Annotated in this window: 24 protein-coding genes, 1 tRNA gene and 1 riboswitch; of the genes, 8 read left to right on the forward strand and 17 right to left on the reverse strand. The window is 42.4% G+C overall.

Annotation, left to right across the window (positions count from 1 at the left end):
* Positions 1-10 precede the first annotated feature (10 nt).
* On the reverse strand, positions 11-2,248 hold the full coding sequence (locus AM506_RS01710) for a ribonucleoside-diphosphate reductase subunit alpha (RefSeq protein WP_060670175.1): 2,238 nt from the start codon (positions 2,246-2,248) through the stop codon (positions 11-13).
* A 144-nt stretch (positions 2,249-2,392) separates the two neighbouring features.
* Positions 2,393-2,572: riboswitch (cobalamin riboswitch) on the reverse strand.
* 573 nt (positions 2,573-3,145) lie between these two features.
* Here AM506_RS01710 and AM506_RS01715 point away from each other — a divergent pair.
* Both AM506_RS01715 and AM506_RS22930 read left to right on the forward strand, forming a co-directional pair.
* Positions 3,146-3,916: a SurA N-terminal domain-containing protein gene (locus tag AM506_RS01715; protein ID WP_060670177.1), complete on the forward strand. Its 771-nt coding sequence runs from the start codon at positions 3,146-3,148 to the stop codon at positions 3,914-3,916.
* 120 nt (positions 3,917-4,036) lie between these two features.
* The gene (locus tag AM506_RS22930) at positions 4,037-4,198 is read left to right on the forward strand and encodes a hypothetical protein (RefSeq protein WP_200908406.1); all 162 of its coding nucleotides are present in this window, start codon (positions 4,037-4,039) and stop codon (positions 4,196-4,198) included.
* A 36-nt stretch (positions 4,199-4,234) separates the two neighbouring features.
* Here the strand turns inward: AM506_RS22930 and gndA are convergent, their stop codons facing one another.
* Complete coding sequence (gene gndA, locus AM506_RS01720) at positions 4,235-5,647, reverse strand: NADP-dependent phosphogluconate dehydrogenase (protein ID WP_060670178.1); 1,413 nt, start codon at positions 5,645-5,647, stop codon at positions 4,235-4,237.
* 163 nt (positions 5,648-5,810) lie between these two features.
* On the opposite strand from gndA, the gene AM506_RS01725 reads away from it, so the two are divergent.
* A complete protein-coding gene (locus AM506_RS01725) occupies positions 5,811-6,665 on the forward strand; it encodes a MurR/RpiR family transcriptional regulator (RefSeq protein WP_060670180.1) in 855 nt (284 codons plus the stop codon).
* 42 nt (positions 6,666-6,707) lie between these two features.
* Here the strand turns inward: AM506_RS01725 and AM506_RS01730 are convergent, their stop codons facing one another.
* The 4 genes from AM506_RS01730 to AM506_RS01745 all read right to left on the reverse strand — a co-directional run bounded on the left by AM506_RS01730 (position 6,708) and on the right by AM506_RS01745 (position 10,261).
* A complete protein-coding gene (locus AM506_RS01730) occupies positions 6,708-7,862 on the reverse strand; it encodes a thiolase family protein (RefSeq protein WP_060670181.1) in 1,155 nt (384 codons plus the stop codon).
* A gap of 14 nt (positions 7,863-7,876) precedes the next feature.
* Positions 7,877-9,022 carry an acyl-CoA dehydrogenase family protein gene (locus AM506_RS01735; RefSeq protein WP_060670182.1) on the reverse strand — a complete coding sequence of 382 codons (1,146 nt, stop codon included), beginning with the start codon at positions 9,020-9,022 and terminating at the stop codon, positions 7,877-7,879.
* A gap of 90 nt (positions 9,023-9,112) precedes the next feature.
* The gene (locus AM506_RS01740) at positions 9,113-9,880 is read right to left on the reverse strand and encodes a 3-hydroxyacyl-CoA dehydrogenase (RefSeq protein WP_060670184.1); all 768 of its coding nucleotides are present in this window, start codon (positions 9,878-9,880) and stop codon (positions 9,113-9,115) included.
* A gap of 180 nt (positions 9,881-10,060) precedes the next feature.
* Complete coding sequence (locus AM506_RS01745; RefSeq protein WP_034763533.1) at positions 10,061-10,261, reverse strand: cold-shock protein; 201 nt, start codon at positions 10,259-10,261, stop codon at positions 10,061-10,063.
* Positions 10,262-10,635: 374 nt separating this feature from the next.
* Between AM506_RS01745 and AM506_RS22935 the strand changes: the two genes are divergently transcribed.
* On the forward strand, positions 10,636-10,809 hold the full coding sequence (locus tag AM506_RS22935) for a hypothetical protein (RefSeq protein WP_167562135.1): 174 nt from the start codon (positions 10,636-10,638) through the stop codon (positions 10,807-10,809).
* A 131-nt stretch (positions 10,810-10,940) separates the two neighbouring features.
* Here the strand turns inward: AM506_RS22935 and AM506_RS01750 are convergent.
* From AM506_RS01750 to AM506_RS01775, 5 genes are all read right to left on the reverse strand, one after another.
* Positions 10,941-11,012 (reverse strand) — tRNA-Val (locus AM506_RS01750).
* A gap of 433 nt (positions 11,013-11,445) precedes the next feature.
* Positions 11,446-13,431, reverse strand: a complete 1,986-nt coding sequence (locus AM506_RS01760) for a TRAP transporter permease (RefSeq protein WP_060670186.1) — start codon at positions 13,429-13,431, stop codon at positions 11,446-11,448.
* Positions 13,418-13,939: a DUF1850 domain-containing protein gene (locus tag AM506_RS01765; RefSeq protein WP_060670188.1), complete on the reverse strand. Its 522-nt coding sequence runs from the start codon at positions 13,937-13,939 to the stop codon at positions 13,418-13,420. Before AM506_RS01765 ends, AM506_RS01760 begins: the two co-directional genes overlap by 14 nt.
* A 122-nt stretch (positions 13,940-14,061) precedes the next feature.
* A complete protein-coding gene (locus AM506_RS01770; RefSeq protein WP_060670191.1) occupies positions 14,062-15,057 on the reverse strand; it encodes a TAXI family TRAP transporter solute-binding subunit in 996 nt (331 codons plus the stop codon).
* A gap of 291 nt (positions 15,058-15,348) precedes the next feature.
* Positions 15,349-15,903: a phosphatidylglycerophosphatase A family protein gene (locus tag AM506_RS01775; RefSeq protein WP_060670193.1), complete on the reverse strand. Its 555-nt coding sequence runs from the start codon at positions 15,901-15,903 to the stop codon at positions 15,349-15,351.
* Between the two features lie 150 nt (positions 15,904-16,053).
* On the opposite strand from AM506_RS01775, the gene AM506_RS01780 reads away from it, so the two are divergent.
* The 4 genes from AM506_RS01780 (at position 16,054) to AM506_RS01795 (ending at position 18,674) form a co-directional block, all read left to right on the forward strand.
* Positions 16,054-16,776: an alpha/beta hydrolase gene (locus tag AM506_RS01780; protein WP_060670195.1), complete on the forward strand. Its 723-nt coding sequence runs from the start codon at positions 16,054-16,056 to the stop codon at positions 16,774-16,776.
* 161 nt (positions 16,777-16,937) lie between these two features.
* Positions 16,938-17,456 (forward strand): YjcG family protein, encoded by a 519-nt coding sequence (locus AM506_RS01785; RefSeq protein WP_060670197.1) that lies wholly within the window; start codon positions 16,938-16,940, stop codon positions 17,454-17,456.
* Between the two features lie 3 nt (positions 17,457-17,459).
* Positions 17,460-17,882: a GNAT family N-acetyltransferase gene (locus AM506_RS01790; RefSeq protein ID WP_060670199.1), complete on the forward strand. Its 423-nt coding sequence runs from the start codon at positions 17,460-17,462 to the stop codon at positions 17,880-17,882.
* Between the two features lie 117 nt (positions 17,883-17,999).
* Positions 18,000-18,674, forward strand: coding sequence for a DUF421 domain-containing protein (locus AM506_RS01795; RefSeq protein ID WP_060670201.1), 675 nt, complete (start codon positions 18,000-18,002; stop codon positions 18,672-18,674).
* On the opposite strand, the gene AM506_RS01800 is transcribed toward AM506_RS01795, so the two are convergent.
* From AM506_RS01800 to spoVAE, 6 genes are all read right to left on the reverse strand, one after another.
* The gene (locus AM506_RS01800; RefSeq protein ID WP_060670203.1) at positions 18,671-19,567 is read right to left on the reverse strand and encodes an MBL fold metallo-hydrolase; all 897 of its coding nucleotides are present in this window, start codon (positions 19,565-19,567) and stop codon (positions 18,671-18,673) included. The two genes, AM506_RS01795 and AM506_RS01800, sit on opposite strands and share 4 nt — an antisense overlap.
* A gap of 26 nt (positions 19,568-19,593) precedes the next feature.
* Complete coding sequence (locus tag AM506_RS01805) at positions 19,594-19,866, reverse strand: hypothetical protein (protein WP_060670205.1); 273 nt, start codon at positions 19,864-19,866, stop codon at positions 19,594-19,596.
* Between the two features lie 166 nt (positions 19,867-20,032).
* Positions 20,033-20,293: a stage VI sporulation protein F gene (locus AM506_RS01810; RefSeq protein ID WP_034763965.1), complete on the reverse strand. Its 261-nt coding sequence runs from the start codon at positions 20,291-20,293 to the stop codon at positions 20,033-20,035.
* Between the two features lie 153 nt (positions 20,294-20,446).
* The gene (locus AM506_RS21975; RefSeq protein ID WP_082386193.1) at positions 20,447-20,578 is read right to left on the reverse strand and encodes a YjcZ family sporulation protein; all 132 of its coding nucleotides are present in this window, start codon (positions 20,576-20,578) and stop codon (positions 20,447-20,449) included.
* A gap of 78 nt (positions 20,579-20,656) precedes the next feature.
* Entirely contained in the window at positions 20,657-21,349 is a 693-nt protein-coding gene (locus AM506_RS01815; protein WP_060670207.1) for a DUF421 domain-containing protein, read from the reverse strand.
* 15 nt (positions 21,350-21,364) lie between these two features.
* Positions 21,365-21,721, reverse strand: a complete 357-nt coding sequence (gene spoVAE, locus AM506_RS01820) for a stage V sporulation protein AE (RefSeq protein WP_034763503.1) — start codon at positions 21,719-21,721, stop codon at positions 21,365-21,367.

The following is a 21,721-nucleotide window of genomic DNA, read 5'->3' on the forward strand; positions in this document are numbered from 1 at the left end:
CCTCCCCCTGCTAGCTATGACAGCTTTCACATTCTTCAAAATTGGATACGGACGTAGACCTTACATAATATGTGGTTTTCAATCCTGACTTCCAAGCATCAAGGTGAAGATCCAATAATTCTTTAGCTTTGATGTCATTACGTACATACAGATTAAATGAAATCCCTTGATCGATATGCCTTTGTCTCATTTCGTTCTGTTTCACACTCCAATGTTGATCCACATGATAGGCGGTCTTGTAGTACCAGGTCGTTTCCGGGGACAGATCGGGAGCGGTCACCGGAATCTTATAATCCTTCTTTTCTTCAGAATACTGGAGCCTGAAAATCGGATCGATGCTCGCTGAGGACCCCGCTATGATCGAGGTTGAGGAATTCGGCGCAACCGCCATCAGGTATCCGTTTCGCAACCCTTTATCAGAAACATCTTCCTTTAATTGGTCCCATCTTTCACCTGAATATCCCCTCTTGGTAAAATACTCTCCCGTGGACCAGTCCGAACCATTGAAATAAGAATAAGCCCCTTTTTCCTTTGCCAGTTCATGACTTGCTTTTATCGTGTAATAAGCGATCTCTTCATAAAGGGAATCACAATAGTCAACTGCCTGTCTGCTTTCCCACTTCAAACCTTTCAAGGCAAGGAGATGATGCCAGCCGAATGTTCCTAATCCTATCCCCCTGTATCGCTGATTGGTTATTTGTGCCTGAAGGACGGGAAGATTATTTATATCAATCACATTATCAAGCAATCTTACTCCTATGGCGACGACTCTCTTCAGTTCATCATCCATCATCGTCTTGGCTAAGGAGATGGAGGCGAGGTTACAAACGACATAGTCTCCCGGAGACTTATACGTGACGATCTTTCCATCCCGGATCACTTCTTCTTCCATAACAGTCGCACTCATATTCTGAGCAATTTCCGTACATAGGTTACTGCAATAGATCATTCCTTTATGTGAGTTTGCATTCAGGCGATTTACGCTATCACGGTAAAACATATAAGGTGTCCCCGTTTCAAGCTGGGAGATCATGATCCGCTTAAAAATGTCAATCGCCGGCACCACTTCCCTGGAGAGGATCGGATGAGCTACACACTCCCAGTACTTTTGCCGAAATGTTCCATCGCCTTTTGTTTCATCATAGAAATCTTCCAGTGAATAGCCCATGATTGTTTTCACTTCATGTGGATCGAATAAATACCAATCTTTCCGCTCCTCCACCTGTTCCATAAATAAGTCCGGTATAGAGACACCCGTGAAAAGGTCATGGGTCCGCTGTCTTTCGTCCCCATTATTCAACCGTGTATCGAGAAATGGAAAGATATCTTTGTGCCATACATCTAAATATACGGCAATCGCACCCTGACGCTGCCCTAATTGATCGACTGAGACAGCCGTATTATTCAGTTGCTTCATCCACGGAATGACACCTGAACTCACCCCTTTAAAGCCTTTGATGTCACTACCCCTGCTCCGGACCTTACCTAAATATATCCCTAATCCCCCTCCATTTTTACTCAGTGTAGAAACGTCTGTATTACTGTCATAAATGCTTCTTAAATCATCTTCCACTGTATCAATGAAACAGCTGGACAACTGGCCATGGCTTTTTCCTGCATTTGCAAATGTAGGGGTTGCCACGGTCATATACAAATTGGAGAGGGCCCAATACGCTTCTTCAATTAGTGAGATTCGTTTTTCTTTCTCCTCATTCATGCATAAGGTCATACTTATGATCATAAATCGCTCTTGGGGCAGTTCCAGCACTTTCCCGTTATGGGACTTTGTCAAATACCTCTCTGCCAATGTCACGATCCCTATGTAAGTAAAGAGACGATCTCTGGTAGAATCCAACAACGATCCTAAGTATTCCACTTCTTCCTTGCTATATGAATCTAGTATTGCCGGGGAATACAAATCGGCTGCAGTTAAATCTTTAAGCATCTGATAAAATGAGCCTGATAGATTCTCTTCTGATTTCCCCCTCGATAAGGAAATTCCCTGGTATAAATCTTTGATGTACAAGGATGCAGCCACATAGGTCCAACCCGGTTCGAGTGCTGTGATCCGTTCGATCGCTGTCAGGATCATGAAACGATGGAGCTGTTCTGTAGTCAGTGCTTCCTGCTGATTGGCATACATGGTAATCTTCTTGTCAAATTCTGCGAAATCCAGATTGGGAAACTGTGTGCTAAGACTGTTAAGAATCCCTTCTACTTCTTTTTGCTTTACCACTGTGAATGTCATGAGTCATTCCTCCCGTTTCTTAGAGTGGGAAGGAGTCAAAAAAAGCCCATCCTTCAAGAAGGACGGGCTTTAAAAAATACGGAGATATAAATAGACCAATGCCTATTGTAATCCTCGCTTTATCCTCCCAATTCCCGAAGAAGATAACACGTGTTAAATAAGGCAGGTCTCCTGACTCGCGCTTCACCCTACTCTAAGGCCTTCCCATCGATACGACAGTGGCAGTTCCTTATTTCGTCAGCACATACAGTTGCGGGGACAGCTCCGGATTCTCACCGGATTCCCTTTTAAGTCTCATCAGACACCTTATTCACAGGTTATAATCAATATATAGTTAACAAAATAAAAATAGACACCAAATGTTGTGTCCTTAACTATGATATATGATTCAAAACGGATTTACAAGTAAATCTATTAAGTTTTATTTATCAAAAAAATTCCTGGAATATGCTTATAATTATTATTTTTACTGAAAAGGGAAGGTCAGTATAGAATAGATTACCCAAATCGATCGTATTCCATCCACACCTTCACACATGTAGGTTGAGTGAAGTGGACTCCATCTCTATAATTCAAATAGAAGGTTGTTTGACAGTATTCTTTGGTCCCCAATATTTTTGATAGGTTGTTTAAATGGAGAATGGCTCCGATTTAGACAACCTCTTTTTTTTCGATCGTATGAATGTAATAATCTCCCTACTTTATCATCCTAATAAGAATTACATTCACTATCTTTATCAGTGTAATCAACTAGAAACCGCCTTTCAACTCTGTTTCATCCAGATTACAATCAATACTTTTTGACCTAAACACTTTCTTTTTACGCATTTTTGATTTACAATGCCCATTAAGTGATTTTTTTTGGAAATCACACCTTAGTTCTGAAAGGAGTCTATTATGAAGAAACTATTAACGACTTTACTAGTAGGATTATTAACAATTGGACTAGCCGCTTGCGGTTCGAATGAGGAGAGCCAAAAAGCTGACGATAAACCAAAAACAGAAGCTTCTGACAAAAAGGCTCAAGAAGAGCAAGCGAAAAAGATGGAAGAAATGCAAAAGAAAATGGATAAACAAAAAGTTGAAAAAGATAAGGTCGTAGCCATCGTAAACGACGAAAAAATCAAAGGTGAAGATTTCAACAATGTGTTGACTCAATCACAGATGCAGTATCAACAAATGGGGCAGGACCCGACAAGTAAAGATGCTGCCAAGAAAATCAAAGATCAAACCATCGATAGCATAGTCGGTCAAACGCTTCTTATGCAACAGGCCGAGGAAAAAGGCTATAAAGCGACGGATGATGAAATCAATAAGCAGCTCGAAGAAGTGAAAAAGCAATACAAAGATGAAAAGCAATTCGAAGAAGCCATGAAGAAAGCCGGATTTACCATGGATGAGCTGAAAACTCAAATTGCTGAGAATATCAAGTACACAAACTACGTTGAAAAAGAAATCAAAGTCGACGAAGTGACAGAAGATGAAATGAAGAAGTTTTATGATCAGTATGCCAGTCAACAAGGTCAGGATCAAGCAAAGGATGCACCGAAGTTCGAAGATGTAAAACCACAGATCAAGACACAGTTGGAACAGCAGAAGAAACAAGAGAAACTTGTTCAACATGTTGAAGACTTAAAGAAAAATGCAAAAATTGATGTAAAAATCTAATGCATGTCAGAAAGCCGCCTTCATTGAGCGGCTTTCTTTTTTTCTATTATCGTTGTGAGGTTTTTCTCCCTGTCCCGGGGGTATGGTATAAGAACCGATATTTAAAGGAGGATGAACATCATGACCAAAAGAACAAATCAAAATCCGGAAAACGCCGAACAAGATCAGGAAAGCATCCTTGATCAGCATGAAAGTGAACAAAATGTCGACCCCATCCCTATCGACGAACTAAAAAAAGACCAGCGCGATGAAAAGAAAAAACACGATACCAAAGACGATTAAAAAACGGCCCTGTGGATTTCCACAGGGCCGATCTTATTATTTTGATAACCAATCTGTATGGAAAGTACCTTCTTTGTCAATACGCTGATACGTATGGGCTCCGAAATAGTCCCGTTGTGCTTGCAGCAGATTCGCAGGCAGTGATTCAGAACGATAGCTGTCATAATAGGCTAACGCACTGGCGAGACCCGGTACAGGAACGCCCAACTTGATGGCTGTTGCCACTACTTCCCTTGCTTCATCCTGATAATTTTCTACAATCTCTTTAAAATATGGATCAAGGAGCAGATTCGTCAATCCCGGATCACGATCATAGGCATTCTTGATTTCTCCAAGGAAGCCGGCACGAATGATGCAGCCACCTCTGAAGATCATGGAAATTTCACCCGGTTTAAGATCCCAACCGTACTCATCCGACGCTGATTGAAGCTGTGCGAATCCTTGTGCATAAGAACAAATCTTGCTCAAGTACAAGGCCTTGCGGATCATTTCGATGAACTCCTGTTTATTACCTGTAAACTCTTTATTTTTAGGTCCTCTCAGGATCTTGCTCGCCTTCACACGTTCTTCCTTCATGGCTGAAATGAAGCGGGCAAATACAGATTCAGTGATGATGGATAACGGCACTCCTAATTCAAGGGAACTGATGCTCGTCCATTTTCCTGTCCCTTTTTGACCGGCAGTATCTAAAATGACATCGACAAGGGGCTTGCCTGTTTCTTCATCCACCTTTGTGAAAATATCGGCTGTAATTTCAATCAGATAGCTGTCTAGTTCCCCGGCGTTCCATTCTTTGAAAATTTCATGAAGTTCCGTTGCACTTAACCCCAGCACATTCTTCATTAGATAATACGCTTCACAAATGAGTTGCATATCACTGTATTCTATTCCGTTATGAACCATTTTCACGTAATGGCCGGATCCGTCCGGGCCGATATATGTACTGCATGCATCCCCTTTTACCTTGGCAGCGATGGCTGTCAGAAAAGGTTCGACTAAATCATACGCTTCTTTCTGTCCGCTTGGCATAATTGCAGGGCCGTATAATGCACCTTCTTCTCCACCGGAAACTCCTGCTCCAATGAAGTTGATTCCCTTTTCATCCAGCGCCTTATTGCGGCGGATGGTATCTTCAAAGTATGTGTTCCCACCGTCGATGAGGATATCTCCTTTATCTAGATGAGGGAGCAATGAATCAATCGCTTTATCCGTAATATTCCCCGCAGGTACCATGATGAGAATTTTACGCGGCACTTCCAACGATTGAACAAATTCACTTACATCATGTGTTCCTACCAATTTCTTGCCTTGATGTTCGTCCAGTACTTCTTTTACCTTTTCATCAGACACATCGTATATAGAAACTGAATAGCCCCTGCTTTCAAAGTTTAAGGCGAGGCTTTTTCCCATCACTCCAACGCCGACGACTCCTATTTGTTGTTTTGTCATTACGATCATTCCTTTCAGGTACGAGTAAATAGATGACTTCTCCGTTATTATTATAATACGAAATAAATTTCCGTGGTGGTTTTTTATGAAATAATATTTTTTTATTTCGAAAAATAGGTTAAAATTATTTTCACAGATGTCTTACAGGAGGTATTCTACCACTATGGATGAACAGGCTCAACATTGTTTTCCACGAATCCGGTCCCATTACTCACAATTCAGTGAAAAAGAAAAGATGATTGCTGATTTTATTATTGCTAATCCTGAAAAAATTATCCATTCAACCATCAGTGGCGTGGCAGAAGATCTCGGAATCGCAGATGCCACCGTTTTCCGCTTCTGCAAGCGATTAGGCTTCAAAGGCTACCAGGCGATGAAAATTTCACTCGCTTCCGATCTTGTGACACCGATCAAGGATATCCATGAAACCATAAAGGAAGAGGATTCTGAAGGGGTCATCGCCCAGAAAGTGTTCCGATCTAATATGAGAAGCCTCGAAGACTCATTGCGCATCATGAAAGAAGAAACATTCCGGCAAGCCGTCCAGGCGATGCTCTGTGCGAGGAGGATCGAATTTTATGGTACCGGAGGGTCAGGCTTTATTGCCATGGATGCCCATCATAAGTTCCTCAGGACGGGGATGACCACTAACGCTTATAATGACTCTCATATGCAGCTGATTTCCGCTTCTCAACTGACGGAAGAAGACGTTATTGTGTTCATCTCACACTCAGGGGCAAATAAAGATCTATTGGAAGTGCTGGAGGTTGCGAAGAAAAATCATGTCACTACCATCGGCATCACTCATTTCGCCAAGTCTCCCTTAAGCAGCAGAATCGATATTCCATTATTCACAGTCTCACAGGAAACTGAATACCGCGGTGAAGCCCTTGCGTCAAGAATCAGTCAGCTGAGCATTGTCGACGCCCTCTATGTGAACATCATGAAAAAAAGAAAAGATCTCTCCAAAACATCCCTGCAAAAAATACGTGATGCCATATCCATTAAAAAAGTATAATAAATAGAGGGACGGACCTTTAAAGGTCCGTCCCTCTATTTATTATGCATCCAGTCTTTCAATGATTGTGGCATTGGCCATGCCGTGTCCTTCACACATGGTTTGAAGCCCGTATCTACCCCCAGTGCGTTCAAGCTCATGCATCATGCTCACCATGATTCTCGCTCCGCTTGCCCCTAATGGATGCCCGAGGGCAATTGCCCCTCCATTCGGATTTAACCTGGAAGGATCCGCGTTTATCTCTTTCAACCATGCAAGTGCCACGGGAGCAAATGCTTCATTCACTTCAAATATGTCAATATCTGAGGCGATCAGCCCTGCTTTTTCAAGGGCTTTTCTCGTTGCTGGAATCGGTCCCGTCAACATCAGGGTTGGATCAGATCCCACCACTACGCGTGTATGAACCTTAAAACGGGCTTTCAAACCTAATTCCTCGGATTTTTCTTTCGACATGAGAAGCAGGGCTGCAGCACCATCACTGATTTGACTGGCGTTCCCCGCATGAATGACGCCACCTTCTTTGAACGCAGGTTTTAATGTTCCCAACACTTGGAGTGACGTTTCTTTTCTTGGCCCTTCATCTTTCGTGAATAAGAACGGATTTCCGTCTTCCCCTTCGACTGTCACACCAAAGATTTCACGATCAAAGTGTCCAGCTTCCTGGGCATTTAGAGCTTTTTGATGACTATTATATGCGAACCGGTCTAATTCTTCTCGGGTAAAACCATATTTTTCAGCAATTCGCTCGGCTGATAACCCCTGGTGAATGATTTCATGTTTTCCCCTTAACTTTTCACTGAAATCCGCCCCTTGATAATTAGATCCGATCGGCGTTCTTGTCATGTTTTCCACCCCGCCTGCAATGACGACATCCATATCCCCCGAAAGGATGGCTTGTGAGGCAAAATGAACGGCCTGCTGACTGGATCCACACTGGCGGTCAATGGTTGTGCCGGGCACTTCAATCGGAAAACCCGCTATAAGCGCAGCCACCCTGGCAATATCCCCTGCCTGTTCTCCAGACTGAGTCACACATCCCAGAATGATATCATCGATGCAACCCGGATTCACCCCCGACTTCTCCACCAATCCTTTAAGTATCTCTCCAGCCAGATCGTCAGGTCTCATCCCCATTAACGATCCTTTTCTCCTTCCAACCGCAGAACGGATCCCTTCAACAATGACAACTTCTCTCATTCCACTCTCCCTTTCTATAACCCAAGATTCTTCGCAATGATCACTTTCATGATTTCATTCGTGCCGGCATAAATGCTTGCAACCGGTATATCCCGATATCGCCTGGCAATCGGGTATTCTTCCATATAGCCATATCCACCGTGAAGCTGCATACAATCTGTGGCAATTTGACGAGCCATTTCTGTCAGCTTATACTTGGCCATGGATACCTTTGTCACCACATCCACTCCATGCATATGCTCGGCTATCAACCCATCCAAAAAAGCTCTTCCCATTTCGATATCAGTCGCCATTTCTGCCATCTTGAATTGGGTATTCTGAAATTGACTCACGGTCCTTCCGAAGGCTTGACGGCTCTTCACATAGTCCCTCGTAAGGGAAAACATTTCCTCTGAAGCCGTTTGGGCTGCAATCGCTACGATAAGCCTTTCCTGTTGCAGTTTATTCATCAAATATCGAAAGCCCTTGCCTTCCTCCCCGATCAGATTTTCATTAGGTACCCTGCAATCTTCAAAGATGAGTTCGGCTGTATCCTGACAATGCAATCCGATTTTATCCAGCTTACGTCCCCTGGAAAACCCTGGAGTATCCCTTTCAATCGCCAGCAGGCTGACACCTTTATGGGGAGGGTTACAATGGGGATCCGTTTTAACGGCGACAATCACTAAATCACCATGTATACCATTGGTAATAAAGGTTTTTTGTCCATTCACAATATAATGATCTCCATCCGGGAGCGCTGTTGTTTTGATTGCAGCTAAATCAGAACCTGTGCCAGGCTCTGTCATGGCAATGGCCGTGATCATCTTTCCGCTCGCACACAAAGGGAGCCACTTCTTTTTCTGTTCATCTGTCCCATATTCCGAAATATAGGGAACTACGATATCATTATGAAGACTTATTCCGATCAACCCGGAACCCACTCTTTCCAATTCTTCATTGATGATGACCGAAAAGCCCCAATCGACTCCGCTCCCCCCGTATTCCTCTTCAATATCCGGGCAGAGGAAGCCCTGCTTCCCCATCTTCTCCCAAAATGATCTCGGAACCATCCGGTTATGCTCCCACTCCTCATAGAAAGGATAAGCTTCCTTTTGTAGAAATTTCCGCAGAGCCAGACGAAAGATACTGTGATCTTCGGTTAAATATGGATGTTTCATACGTCTCTCCCTCATTTCATAATGGTGGATAAAGGATAGCGCTTTCATTTAAAAATGAATGAATCCGCATTCAGTTCAATACCCACTATGTTATTTAGGCTGCATCCTGATGGCACCGTCCAGTCGAATCGTTTCTCCATTCAACATCGGGTTTTCAAGTATACTTTTGACCAAATGAGCATATTCAGATGGGTAACCAAGACGTTTAGGGAAAGGAACCATATTTCCAAGGGATTGCCTTGCCTCTTCCGGAAGGGTTTCAAACATAGGGGTATGAAATAATCCAGGTGCAATTGTCATAACCCTGATGCCCTCGCCCGCAAGTTCCCTGGCAATCGGGAGAGTCATTCCGACCACTCCTCCTTTGGATGCACTATAGGCCGCCTGACCGATTTGACCGTCAAATGCGGCAACAGACGCAGTATTCACGATCACACCTTTTTCTCCATGCTCATTCGCTATGTTTTGCATCATCTTTTCTGCAGCCATGCGAATGACATTGAAGGTACCAATCAAATTCACTTCAATCACTTTGGAAAATTGATCAAGGGCATGGATGCCTTTTCTTCCCACCACTTTTCCAGGCGGTGCAATCCCTGCACAATTCACAACTGTATTGATTCCCCCGAAAGCTTCAAGCGCTCTTTCCAGGGCTTCTTTGACACTTTCTTCACTCGTTACATCTGTTTCAACATAACCCATGGAGTCCCCGTACTCTTTTTTAAAAGCGGAGCTTCTCTCTCCATTGAGGTCAAGGATATAAACCTTTCCCCCTTCTTCCATGATTTTGCGTGCCGTCGCTTCCCCCAGTCCGGATGCTCCCCCTGTGATGACGGCAAGTGAATCTTTCATCAGCATTCTGATTCCCCCATTCTGAAGCTTATAGTTTTATTCTAGCGTTCGATGCAGGAAAAAGAAATAAAGTTTTAAAAATTCCGTCAATTTATCACGAACAGATGTTATAGTTTAAATGCCAGCACAATCCATAAAAAAAACAGACTCACGAATGAGTCTGTTTTTGGAGTTTGTAAAGTTAGATTATGCTTTACGTACGTTAGCTGCTTGTGGTCCACGAGCACCTTGTTCAACGTCGAAAGATACTTCTTGACCTTCGTCAAGTGATTTGAAACCTTCACCTTGGATCGCTGAGAAGTGTACGAATACGTCGTCTCCGCCTTCTACTTCGATGAATCCGAAACCTTTTTCTGCGTTAAACCATTTTACTTTACCATTTTCCATGTTTGTTGCCTCCTAAAGTGCATTACACACATTGTATTACTATTCTTGCGATATCAGGTGAAAACCAAATCTTGTTCTTCCCTCGTATACCGGACAAAAATAATTCTTCTATAGAATAACAGTAATGAAACAAATAAGCAAGTTCTTGAAGGTGAAGTTTTTAAAGTCAGACCTCTGACATAATTTTACTTGATCTCCTTGAAACCGTTCTTGGAAAAAGGTGCATTACACATATTTAAATGAATGCGTTTCCTTTTTTCATTCTTCTGGTCCTTTCGATGGAACGTGATCGTTTTATGATGTTTATCACTCATGTGACACTAAAATGGAGGGTAAACTGTGATATAATGAGTAAATATGAAAGGGAGTGCCCAATGAAATCAACAAAAAATCGGTTCAGTAATGGCTCTATGGTTACGATCAAGGAAACTGGAGAAACAGTGACAATATTAAAATGGCAATACGTTAAGAACATGAAGAGGTATTCTTATATCGTAAAGGAACATCCAGGCACATTTTATTTTGAAGAAGAATTAGAAGTGAACTAAATACGATCATTTATTATTGATATGTTTTTGACAAGGACTCTTACCCGCATTCAGCAGAGTCCTTTTTCAATTCTATTAACAAAATGCAAAAAAAGCGTGCATCTCAGGAGATGCACGCTTTTTTCTATGTATGACCTGTGAGGGATTCGAACCCACGACCCCTTCCCTGTCAAGGAAGTGCTCTCCCACTGAGCTAACAAGTCTCGATGTAAGGTACATATTCTATTATAATAAGTTTAAGGAAATTGTCAACGCTTTTTTCTAATGAAAAGCATTTATTCTAGATGTCACGCATAAAAGAACATCCGTTCGCATATAATAGCAATACACTCACTTGAGAGGGGATTGCTTATGATAAGGATAATAGAGAGATCGTTGGTGGATCGATGTCCCATTGAGATCATATACATGAATTCGGAGCTGGAGTGTTCAAAAAGGAGAATACTCGTAAAAAAAGTCCAAAAGGAATATATCCTGGCCTATTGCTATTTCAGGAAGGATATTCGCAACTTCAGGATTCATGACATTTTAGCTGCTTCTCCTATCCTTTTTCATTCTGGTCGGACTCTATCAAGACCGGATTACACTAAATAAGAGGCTTTTAACCCATAAACGGGATAAAAGCCTCTTATTGTGTTACGCCGTTGCTCTTGTTGGTGTTTTATCTTCTCTCTTAATAAAGAATTGAAGAGCAAGCATGATACCGAATAAAACGAGACCGATAATGTCCGACATCCCCTCAGGATAAATCAGTAATAATCCCGCTGCTACGCAGAGGAGACGTTCTATGACGAATACTCGTCGGTACCAATACCCAATCATACCTGCCCCGATCGCCATCATCCCTGTTACGGCCGTAAAGACGACCCAAAGTAATCTTGGAATGGTTGTATCGATCATTAATAGTTCAGGTGACAGGACGAACATATAAGGTATGATAAAGGCGGCGATGGCCAATTTAGCGGAATTGACCCCTGTCCTTATCGGTTCTCCTCCCGATACCCCGGCCGCGGCAAATGCAGCGAGTGCCACTGGAGGCGTGATATCAGCAATGATCCCGAAATAAAACACGAATAAGTGAGCCGCAAGCTCCGGTGCCCCTAATAAGATAATCGCAGGGGCAGCGATTGTGGATGTAATGACGTAGTTCGCCGTCGTCGGAGAGCCCATGCCGAGTACAATCGACGCTATCATTGTAAATATTAATGTAAGGATCAGCTTGCCTTCTGTTGTATTGGTCAGATCTGCAGCCAGGTCCACCAGTCCATTTGCAAGGGTCAACCCTAACCCCGTTTTCGTTACAACACCGACGATCATACCGGCGGCTGCTGTCGCCACCGCTACAGACAAGGCAGTTCTGGCACCGTCAACAAGGGCATCCACAGCATCCTTGAAACCGATCCTTGTATCCTTTCGAATCGCACTGATCGCGATGGTGGCAACAATCGACCATAGCGCAGCACGCATGACGCTCATCCCGCTTACCAACAGGATGATGACCGTCAGAATGGGAAGCAGTAAATAAATCTTTTTGAATACCTCTTTACGGTTGGGCATTTCTTCATCAGTTAATCCACGAAGACCGATACGCTTCGCTTCAAAGTGAGTCATGATCCAAATCCCGGTAAAATAAAGGATGGCAGGAATGGAGGCAGCTTTCGCAATATCCCAATAAGATATCCCTCCGATGAACTCGACCATCAGGAAAGCGGCTGCTCCCATGATCGGCGGCATCAGCTGACCACCTGTCGACGCAGCGGCCTCTACCCCACCGGCAAACTCTTTACGGTACCCAAGCTTCTTCATCATTGGGATGGTAAAGGAACCCGAGGTCACGACGTTTGCCACCGAGCTTCCACTGATCGTCCCTTGAAGGGCACTGGAGAAAATCGCAACCTTAGCTGGACCACCGACACGCTTGCCGGCTATCGATACAGCCAAATCATTAAAATATTGTCCGACGCCGGTTTTCACCAGAAATGCACCGAACAACAGGAATAGGAAGATGAAGGTGGCTGACACATATAGCGGCGTGCCCAGTATCCCTTCACTTGTAAAGAACATCGTCTTAACGATATCGTCCCAGTCATATCCTCTATGTGCGAGGAACCCAGGCATCAATCTCCCATAATACATATACAGGATGAAGGCAGACGCAATGATCGTAATCGGTAATCCCACTGCACGGCGCGTTGCTTCAAGTACAAGGATCATAGCAGCGAACCCGACGTAGAAATCCAGTGAGGTCATCAAGCCCACACGGCTGACGATGTCATCCTGCATGATCGGCCAATAAGCACCGATCCCAATTGAGATGACCGAAAGAACGACGTCATACCAGGCGATCTTATCCTTCTTCAGATTCTTCTTCCGGGCAGGGAATAAGAGAAATACTAAAGAAAGGGCGAACCCTAAATGAATGGATAATAATAATTGCCTAGGGATGAATTGAAAGATGGATGCTACTAATTGAAATAATGAAAATGCTAATAAACCGAAGAATATGATCCATTTGAAAGCCCCATGATGGAATTTTCTTATAGATGATTCGGGATCATATTTCTCAAGTAACTCTTGTTGTTGTTCTGCAGTCAATGATTCGAATTCTTTATCTTTTTCCAACTACAGTCACTCCTTTCCACTGATCATAAAGTGATTGTTCCTTTAATTGAACCCGAACGACGGAACCTTTATCAAAATAGTCGGCTAAAGGATATTCCTTGCCGTCCATCACAAGGCGGTGATTGGCGACAACCTGTCCAATCCGGATATCAATGTATGGAAACACTTTATCCATATTAGAAATTAAATATTTGCCTTCCTTTGTCACTTCAAAGGTTTCATTTCCCTCTGCATTGGCAGGCATCCCAATGGCAGTATCTTCATAAAGTAATTGGGTTTGTTGAATTTGATTGGAAGATGTTTGATGGTAAAATTCCTCTACTTCTGATAGATGAATAGAGTGAGTATAGCGTACCGAAAAAGAATGATCGACGGGAAGTCTGAATAGGACCGGGTCCCCCGTTGAACTTCTCGGTTCTATCACTAAAAAAGTTTGTAAGGGCATAAAAAGGATGATTCCGACACAAAGAATAAGGAGAATCGCACCCATGAATGAAAATTTCTTCATCAAGAATCCCCCACCATTCCACTATTTGTCCGTTTTGGTAAAGGCTTGGAATTAGCTTAACCAAAACAAAAGAATAGACCGTATTAAGCGGCCTATCCCTTCGTCCATCTTCTGGTGTGAAACTATTCCATTGAAATTCCTTTTTCATCAAAGTATTTCTTTGCACCAGGATGTAATTCGATTCCCATACCTTTAAGTCCATCTTCAGCTTTGATCAGCTTCCCTTTGGCGTGGGTGATTTTATCCGTATTTTCAAAAATGGCCTTTGTTACATCGTAGATGACATCTTCAGAAATGTCAGCGTTCGTCACAAGCATGGCACGAACGGCAACAGTCGTCACTGCCTCATCCACTTTACTGTATGTTCCAGCCGGGATTTCATCTTCTGAGTAGTAAGGATACTTCTCGATCAGCTCGCTCACTTTTCCTGACTCAACAGGTACGATCGCGATGTCTTCCGTTGCAGCCAAACCTTCAACCGCTCCAGTCGGAGTACCGGATGTGATGAATGCGGCATCGATGGTACCATCCTGGATTCCTGTCGTTGAATCATCAAATGATAGATTACGAGCTTCTAAATCATCCAGTTTGATGCCATGAACCTCAAGGATTTGAGTGGCGTTCAATAATGTACCAGAACCGGCTTCACCAACAGAAACCACTTTTCCTTTAAGATCTTCAACTGATTTGATACCTGAATCCTTGGTTGTAACGATCTGGATTGTTTCCGGATAAAGAGTCGCAATCCCTCTTGCATTTTCTACTTTGTTGTCTTTGAACATTTCTGTTCCTTCAGACGCATATGATGCAATATCCGTTTGCGTAAAAGCGATTTCAGTTTTGCCGTCTTTCACAGCGGCCATATTCTCAGCAGATGCACCTGAAGTGGATGCGGAAGACTTGATTCCGGTTTCATCTTCAATAATCTTAGCGAATGTTCCGCCTAACGGGTAATATGTACCCCCTGTTCCACCTGTAGCAATTCCAATGAAGTCAACCTCTTTGTTACCTTCACCATCAGATGATGAACCTCCACCTGAACCGCCGCCACATGCAGCAAGAACGACAGATAGAACTAGAAGTAGTGCAGTGCTTAGAAATAAACTGCGTTTTTTCATATTCTAATTCCCCCTATTAAATTTTATACGTTAACGAAATAATTGTAACACAATCTGTAATAATCTTGTCAAATCAAATACATAAACTTTTAACATTTTTCATAAAAAACCCTTTTATGCAATTCCCATTTCATACGGTTACCTTTATCCTGAACCCTCCAATGTATAGGAAATGTATAAAGCGGTTACAAGAATTTTCGTTCATTTCACCTGCTGTGTATATTTGTCCACACAAAAAGGACTGAAGATGAATCTCTTTCTTCAGTCCCCCGCTGTTATATATCAGGTTCATCAGCCGATTAATTCCTCGTCCTCGAACTTCAACTTATCTTCTTCGGAAATATTCTCTTCCCGGTCCCTCAGGCTATGGGCAATCCTTGAAGATGCATTTGCAGCGATGCTTGCTACAATATCATCTAAAAAGGTATGGACTCCCTTTCCGTTTTTTGTGTCCAGTTCACGGATGATGCCGATCTTATTTTTGTCAAGATGACCAAAAGTGGTCACGGCTATGCTTCCATATCCAAGTGCTGCCCCCAGTGCGATGGTTTCATCGACTCCAAACAAACCCTCATCCGTTTCCACGATCGATTGAAGAGGTTCTGAAAGCTTCTTCTCTTCAGCAAGCTGATCCAATTCAACCCCGACCAGGATGGCATGCTGGATCTCCCGTTTTAATAAAACTTTTTTCACACTATCGATACAATCGTCCATAGTAAGCTCATGATTATATGGATACTGCATTTCAAAGACGATTTCAGCTATATCTTCAATGGTCACTCCACGATCTTTCAATCTTTGTAGTGCAGCTTTGGTAACATCTCTTGAATGAACAGGTTTATTCATTGTTATTCCCCTTTCTAAACAGCCCTGATTCTATAAAAATTATAACACTCTTTTGAATTTTCGTATTGCAATCCGCTTTTGGGAATTATGAAAGAGATTATGGTACAATCTTTCTGTAAACGTTAACACTGATCATAGGAGGCTATCGTCATGACTACTGCAAGAGGAACTGTAACCGAATTAAACCTCTTTAGCAAAGAATTAAACGAAGAGATAAAGATGCTTGTTTACTTACCGGCAACCTACTCCCCCCTTTATAAATACACCCTGCTCATTGCCCAGGATGGCAAAGATTACTTCCAGCTTGGAAGGATACCCCGACACGCGGATGAACTGCTTTCAAACAGGGAAATCGAAAATATGATCATAGTGGGGGTCCCATATAAGGACGTAGAGGATCGCAGACGGAAGTATCATCCCCACGGCGAGGAAAACGATGCGTATATCCGCTTTCTGGCACATGAATTGGTCCCCTATTTAGATGAGCATTATCCGACCTATCATATGGGGATGGGACGCGCCCTTATCGGAGATTCATTGGGAGCAACCGTGTCATTGATGACGGCATTGAAATATCCGAACACATTCGGTAAGGTTCTCCTTCAATCTCCTTTCGTCAACGAAAAAGTCCTTGATGCCGTTGAAGAATTCACTCAGCCCCATCTGTTAAGCATTTACCATATCATCGGAACCGGGGAAAACGAAGTGAAAACGACAGATGGTAAAGTAAAGGACTTCTTGAAACCAAACCGACAGCTTCATGAAACATTCGATCAAAAAGGATTCAGTTCCTTTTACGAGGAATTCGACGGGGATCACACATGGAAGCATTGGCAGCCTGATATAAAACGTGCATTAAAATTAATGTTTTAGCTGACCAAAAAGGCAAGGGGGACTCCCTTGTCTCTTTAGAACAGCCGTCGAGCTTCTGTAATCACCCCATTGCTCTTTCGTTCGCCCTATATTAAATTTTTGAAAAATTTGCTATACTATACATATGACAATAATAGTTAAATAGAGGAGGATTGAAGAAAATGAATTATGGTATAGTCATTTTCCCATCGAAAAAGCTACAAGATATCGCGAACTCTTATAGGAAACGCTATGATCCTCATTATGCATTGGTTCCACCACATTTGACATTAAAAAATGTCTTTAGTGCAGACGATGACCAAATTAAAGATATCGCAGGAAAACTTTCCGTGATTTCAAAGAAATACGATCCATTCAATTTAAAGGTGTACAAAGTTAGTTCCTTTCAACCTGTAAACAATGTGATCTATTTCAAGGTCGAGTCAAAGCCTGAACTACAAGGGTTGCACGATGACATGCATCATCAAAACTTCATGGGTGACGAACCTGAATTCGCTTTCGTTCCTCACATCACGATTGCCCAGAAGCTTTCGAATGATGAACATTCGGATATTTTCGGATCATTGAGCATGCTTGGCATCGATCATGAGGAAACAATCGACCGCTTCCACTTACTTTATCAGCTAGAGAATGGATCCTGGACCGTGTTCGAAACATTCCGTTTAGGGAAGGAACAATAATCGGTGAAAGTCGAAGTTGCCCAGTCAGAAGATCAGATCAAAGAGGTATTCCATATACGAAAGACAGTTTTTGTAGAGGAACAAAAGGTTCCCCTGGAAGAAGAAATCGATGAGTATGAAAACGACTCCACCCATTTCGTTCTCTATGATGAGAAAATGGCGGTAGGGGCCGGGCGGTTTCGCATTCTGGGTGGAATTGGAAAGGTAGAAAGGATCTGTGTCCTTAAATCCCTCAGGGGGAAAGGTGCCGGGCGTAAATTGATGCTCGCCATTGAAGAATATGCAAAGAGGCAGCCCTTATCACAATTAAAATTGAATGCCCAAACATATGCCATTCCTTTTTACGAAGGATTAGGTTATCAGGTTACTTCCGATGAATTCCTGGATGCCGGCATTCCTCATAAAACAATGAAAAAAAACATCTGAATAGAACAGAGGATCCAGTTTCAAGCCTGGGTCCTCTGTTCTTTTTTTGTTTATCCCTTCGTATATTCATGAACCATCCCGGCGATAATGGTGAAAGGTATGGAAAGGGGGAACATCATGGAAATCAAGTCCATTGCCATTGAATTGATCGTTGGATATTTTGCTCTACTCATTTTGACAAAAATCCTCGGAAAAACACAAATCACACAAATATCAGCTTTCGATTTCATTTCTGCTTTGATTCTTGGTGAGCTCGTGGGAAACTCCCTTTATGACGGGAAAACAACCGTCTTCCAAATTCTCGCCGCCATTTCGATTTGGGGAAGCCTGATCTTCATTACTGAATATTTCACCCAAAAATCAAGGCGGTTCCGACATATGCTTGAGGGAACCCCTTCGTTAATCATCAATAAAGGACAAATAAATTATGATGAACTCAAAAAAAACCACCTAGATTTGAATCAGCTTCAGCATTTACTTCGGGCAAAGGATGTTTTCTCTGTAAGAGAGTGCGAATATGCTCTTCTTGAATCAGACGGAACGTTGAGCGTCATTCGAAAGCCATTATATGATATGGTACAACGACAGGATCTTCAACTCCCAATCAAGGCAGCCACCCTCCCTCTTGCCTTAATAGTAGATGGTGAAATTGTCTATGATAACTTAACTCTTGCCGGACAAGAAGATAGTTGGTTACTCAATGAAATAAAAAAACAAGGCTTCCACTCCTCCAAGGATGTGCTTTACGCAGAATGGGAAGATGGAAAAACCTTGTTGGTTCAAGGGTATTAACATGGTTTAATGATCAGTTCATTGTTTTGAATGAAAAAGGACAGGAGTTTCTTGCGTTCAAGACTCGTGAGGTATGCTGTGACCGATGTTCTAAATAGCAGCCACTGCCCCACATTCGAGACGGTGATCGTATGTAGGTCCAAGTATTCCCTCATGATGTGATCGATTGTCTTTCCGTTCGGACTTGTATTTACCACAGCTAAAAGGGATTTCATTCTTTCTTCATGAAGTTCGATATTTTCCTTCACTGTTCCAGTGAAGTTTTCTTCGAATCGGCCATGACCCGGGATCGCTCCTTTACATGAAATGTGGAGGAGTTTTTCCAATGATTCAAGTGTTTGGTCTGCATCTACAATAAAGGGGATCACATGTTTCTTCAACGTCTCACTGCCAAAATAACTGTCTGCGGCATATAAGATATCATCAATCAGGAGACCTGCCTGACTATGGGAATGTCCAGGTAAATCAATGACGTCAAAGGTGAACGGACCAATGGTGTTTTCTCCTGTGAATAGTTCTCCATCCACCTCCACTGCCTGTCCTTCAAGAAATTTATTCCGTAATTCATTTATGGGAACTGCCCCATTGAACAAATAGATGGGTTCTAATACGGAATTCTCAATGATGGCTTTTTCCAACTTCAGCGCAAACAGTGGAATATCATGCTTGCTCTTAAGATAATGGGCACCGCCAAAATGATCTGCGTGGGCATGGGTGATTACGCAGTAATCAAGGGGAAGTCCCTCTTCCACCAATATCCTCTTCACCTTCTTCATGGCCGAGTCATCCAGTCCGGTGTCGATTAAAAGCCCCTTTCCTTCTTTCACACAATAACCAATTGTTACTGCCCCCGTGAATGCAAAACACTGTTCAGTAAATTTCTGTAGTTTCAATTCAATACCTCCAAAGAATCGGTTCACTACACATATTCGTTAAAGTGTGTTCCTTTTCCTGTGAGCTCCGCTAATAAAGTGGAAGGGATGGATGATTTACTTAGTTTCTCGTATGGAGCCTTTGCTTGATTGGAATGAGGAACATGATCGCTTTCTCCTTCCGGATGAGCTTGTGATTTATTTTTCAGTGGTTTAATCGGTTGTACGGGGAAAAAGCTGAAGTGATGTTTATCAACCTTGATTTCTCTTTCCTGATATTGTTGGTATTGATAATGAGGAATCGGCGCAATATATCCCATTTTTATGACCTCCTTGGTTTTATTTACCCCATTTCAGATTTTTAAAAACGTACTCATGCTTACCTTCCTGTCTATAGAAACTTCTATAAAAAGAAAGAAGAATTAACATAAAATACGTGACTTCACGTTGTTTTATGTCCATTCTCCTTCAATTTGATACCTTCTATTATTTTTTCCCCTTGTTTAACATGTTGGAGATTGTTCCGAAGTCCAATTGCTTTCCATCGTTCACGATTGATTGGACAATTTTATCTTCCATTTCCTTGTTTACAGGTTTATTGGCAATTTTAGATACACGTTTGATGACGCTTCTAACCGTAGCTTCATCTTTGAAGTTAGCATTTTGTAAAGAGTTCGCAAGCTCTAACACTTCGTTCATGTTAACGCCTGTCTTCTTCTCTAAATTCTTAAAAAAGTTATTATTCATTTCCATCACGCCTCCTTTTAACTATAAGCATCATATGTAAAAAACCCAGGAGCGTGAATTGAAAATAAAAATAATTGACGTAGCATAAAGTCATTCTGGCAAAACAAAAAGACAAAATCTCTCCAATGAGGATTCTGCCTTTTGTACCCCTTTCTAACAGAAGCTTGCTCCGACGATAATCAAGAGAATGAAAAGCACAACGATCAATACAAACGTTGAGCCATAACCGCCGCCATATCCACAGCCGCCACCATATCCACAGCCACCGTAACCATATCCATACATATATATCACCTCTCTTTTACCTTTAATCTCTTATAACATATGTATAAAGAGAGTAGAACGTATGGGCTTTTGGATATTTTATTGTGTGTTTGTCCAATTGTACAGGTCGAAGGTCAAGTTGCCTTCAGAATCCAATTGTGCGAGAAAGACGGATTCCACCGTGAGTTTTCTCTTAGCCAGCTCCCGGACCAACCAGGCCAAAGGAAAACCTACTTCTGACAAGGCTTTTTGATCTATTTTCCCGTCTGTGATGACGGCTTGAGGTGGAGTGGATTTTTGTGATATGTCAAATACATCTTCTCGGACAAGGGGCTGCTTTTCTTTCTTAAGTAAAACACTTAAATCGCCGTTTGTGTCAAGGGATGCGAATTCCACATCGGCAACGCGGAACACATCCTTTTTCCGTAATTGTTCAAGCATTTCATCTACGGAATACTTCTCTTTCTTCAAGGCTTTTTCATCAATATTCCCATCCTTGATGAAGACCGTGGGTTTTCCTTCAGCAAACCTTCTAAAGCGAATACTCTTCAAGGATAGGAAAGAAAACAGGAGGGGAAATGCAAACCATAATAAGATACTCATCAGCCCTTCACTCAAGGGAAGATTAAGATCCATTGAAAGAGTTCCTGCAATGCTCCCAACTGTAATCCCGGTGATATATTCGAAAAAGGATAATTTCGACAGCTGTTTCTTCCCTAATAATTTGGTGATGGCAAAAAGGGAGAGCAGGATAAATATACTTCTTAGTGCCACCTGTAGGTATTCAGGCATCTGTGTTCACCTCTATCATCCCTTAGGTTTGAACAGGAGCGCACCAATAAAGCCGAAGATAATGGCAGATGAGATCCCTGAACTTGTGACTTCGAACATACCGGTAAGAACACCAACCAATCCATGTTCCCCGGCTTCCTGCATCGCCCCATTAACAAGTGCGTTCCCAAAGCTCGTAATGGGGATGGTCGCTCCCGCACCGGCAAAATCGATAAGAGGCTCGTATAATCCGAAGCCTGAAAGGATGGCTCCCGAGACTACCAGCAGACTTAATGTGTGCGCCGGGGTCAGTTTCGCCACATCAAACAATAATTGACCGATCACACAAATGATTCCACCTATTGTAAAGGCCCAAAAAAACATCGCTAACAC

Source organism: Rossellomorea vietnamensis (genome assembly GCF_001305855.1).
GTDB classification, from domain to species: domain Bacteria; phylum Bacillota; class Bacilli; order Bacillales; family Bacillaceae_B; genus Rossellomorea; species Rossellomorea vietnamensis_A.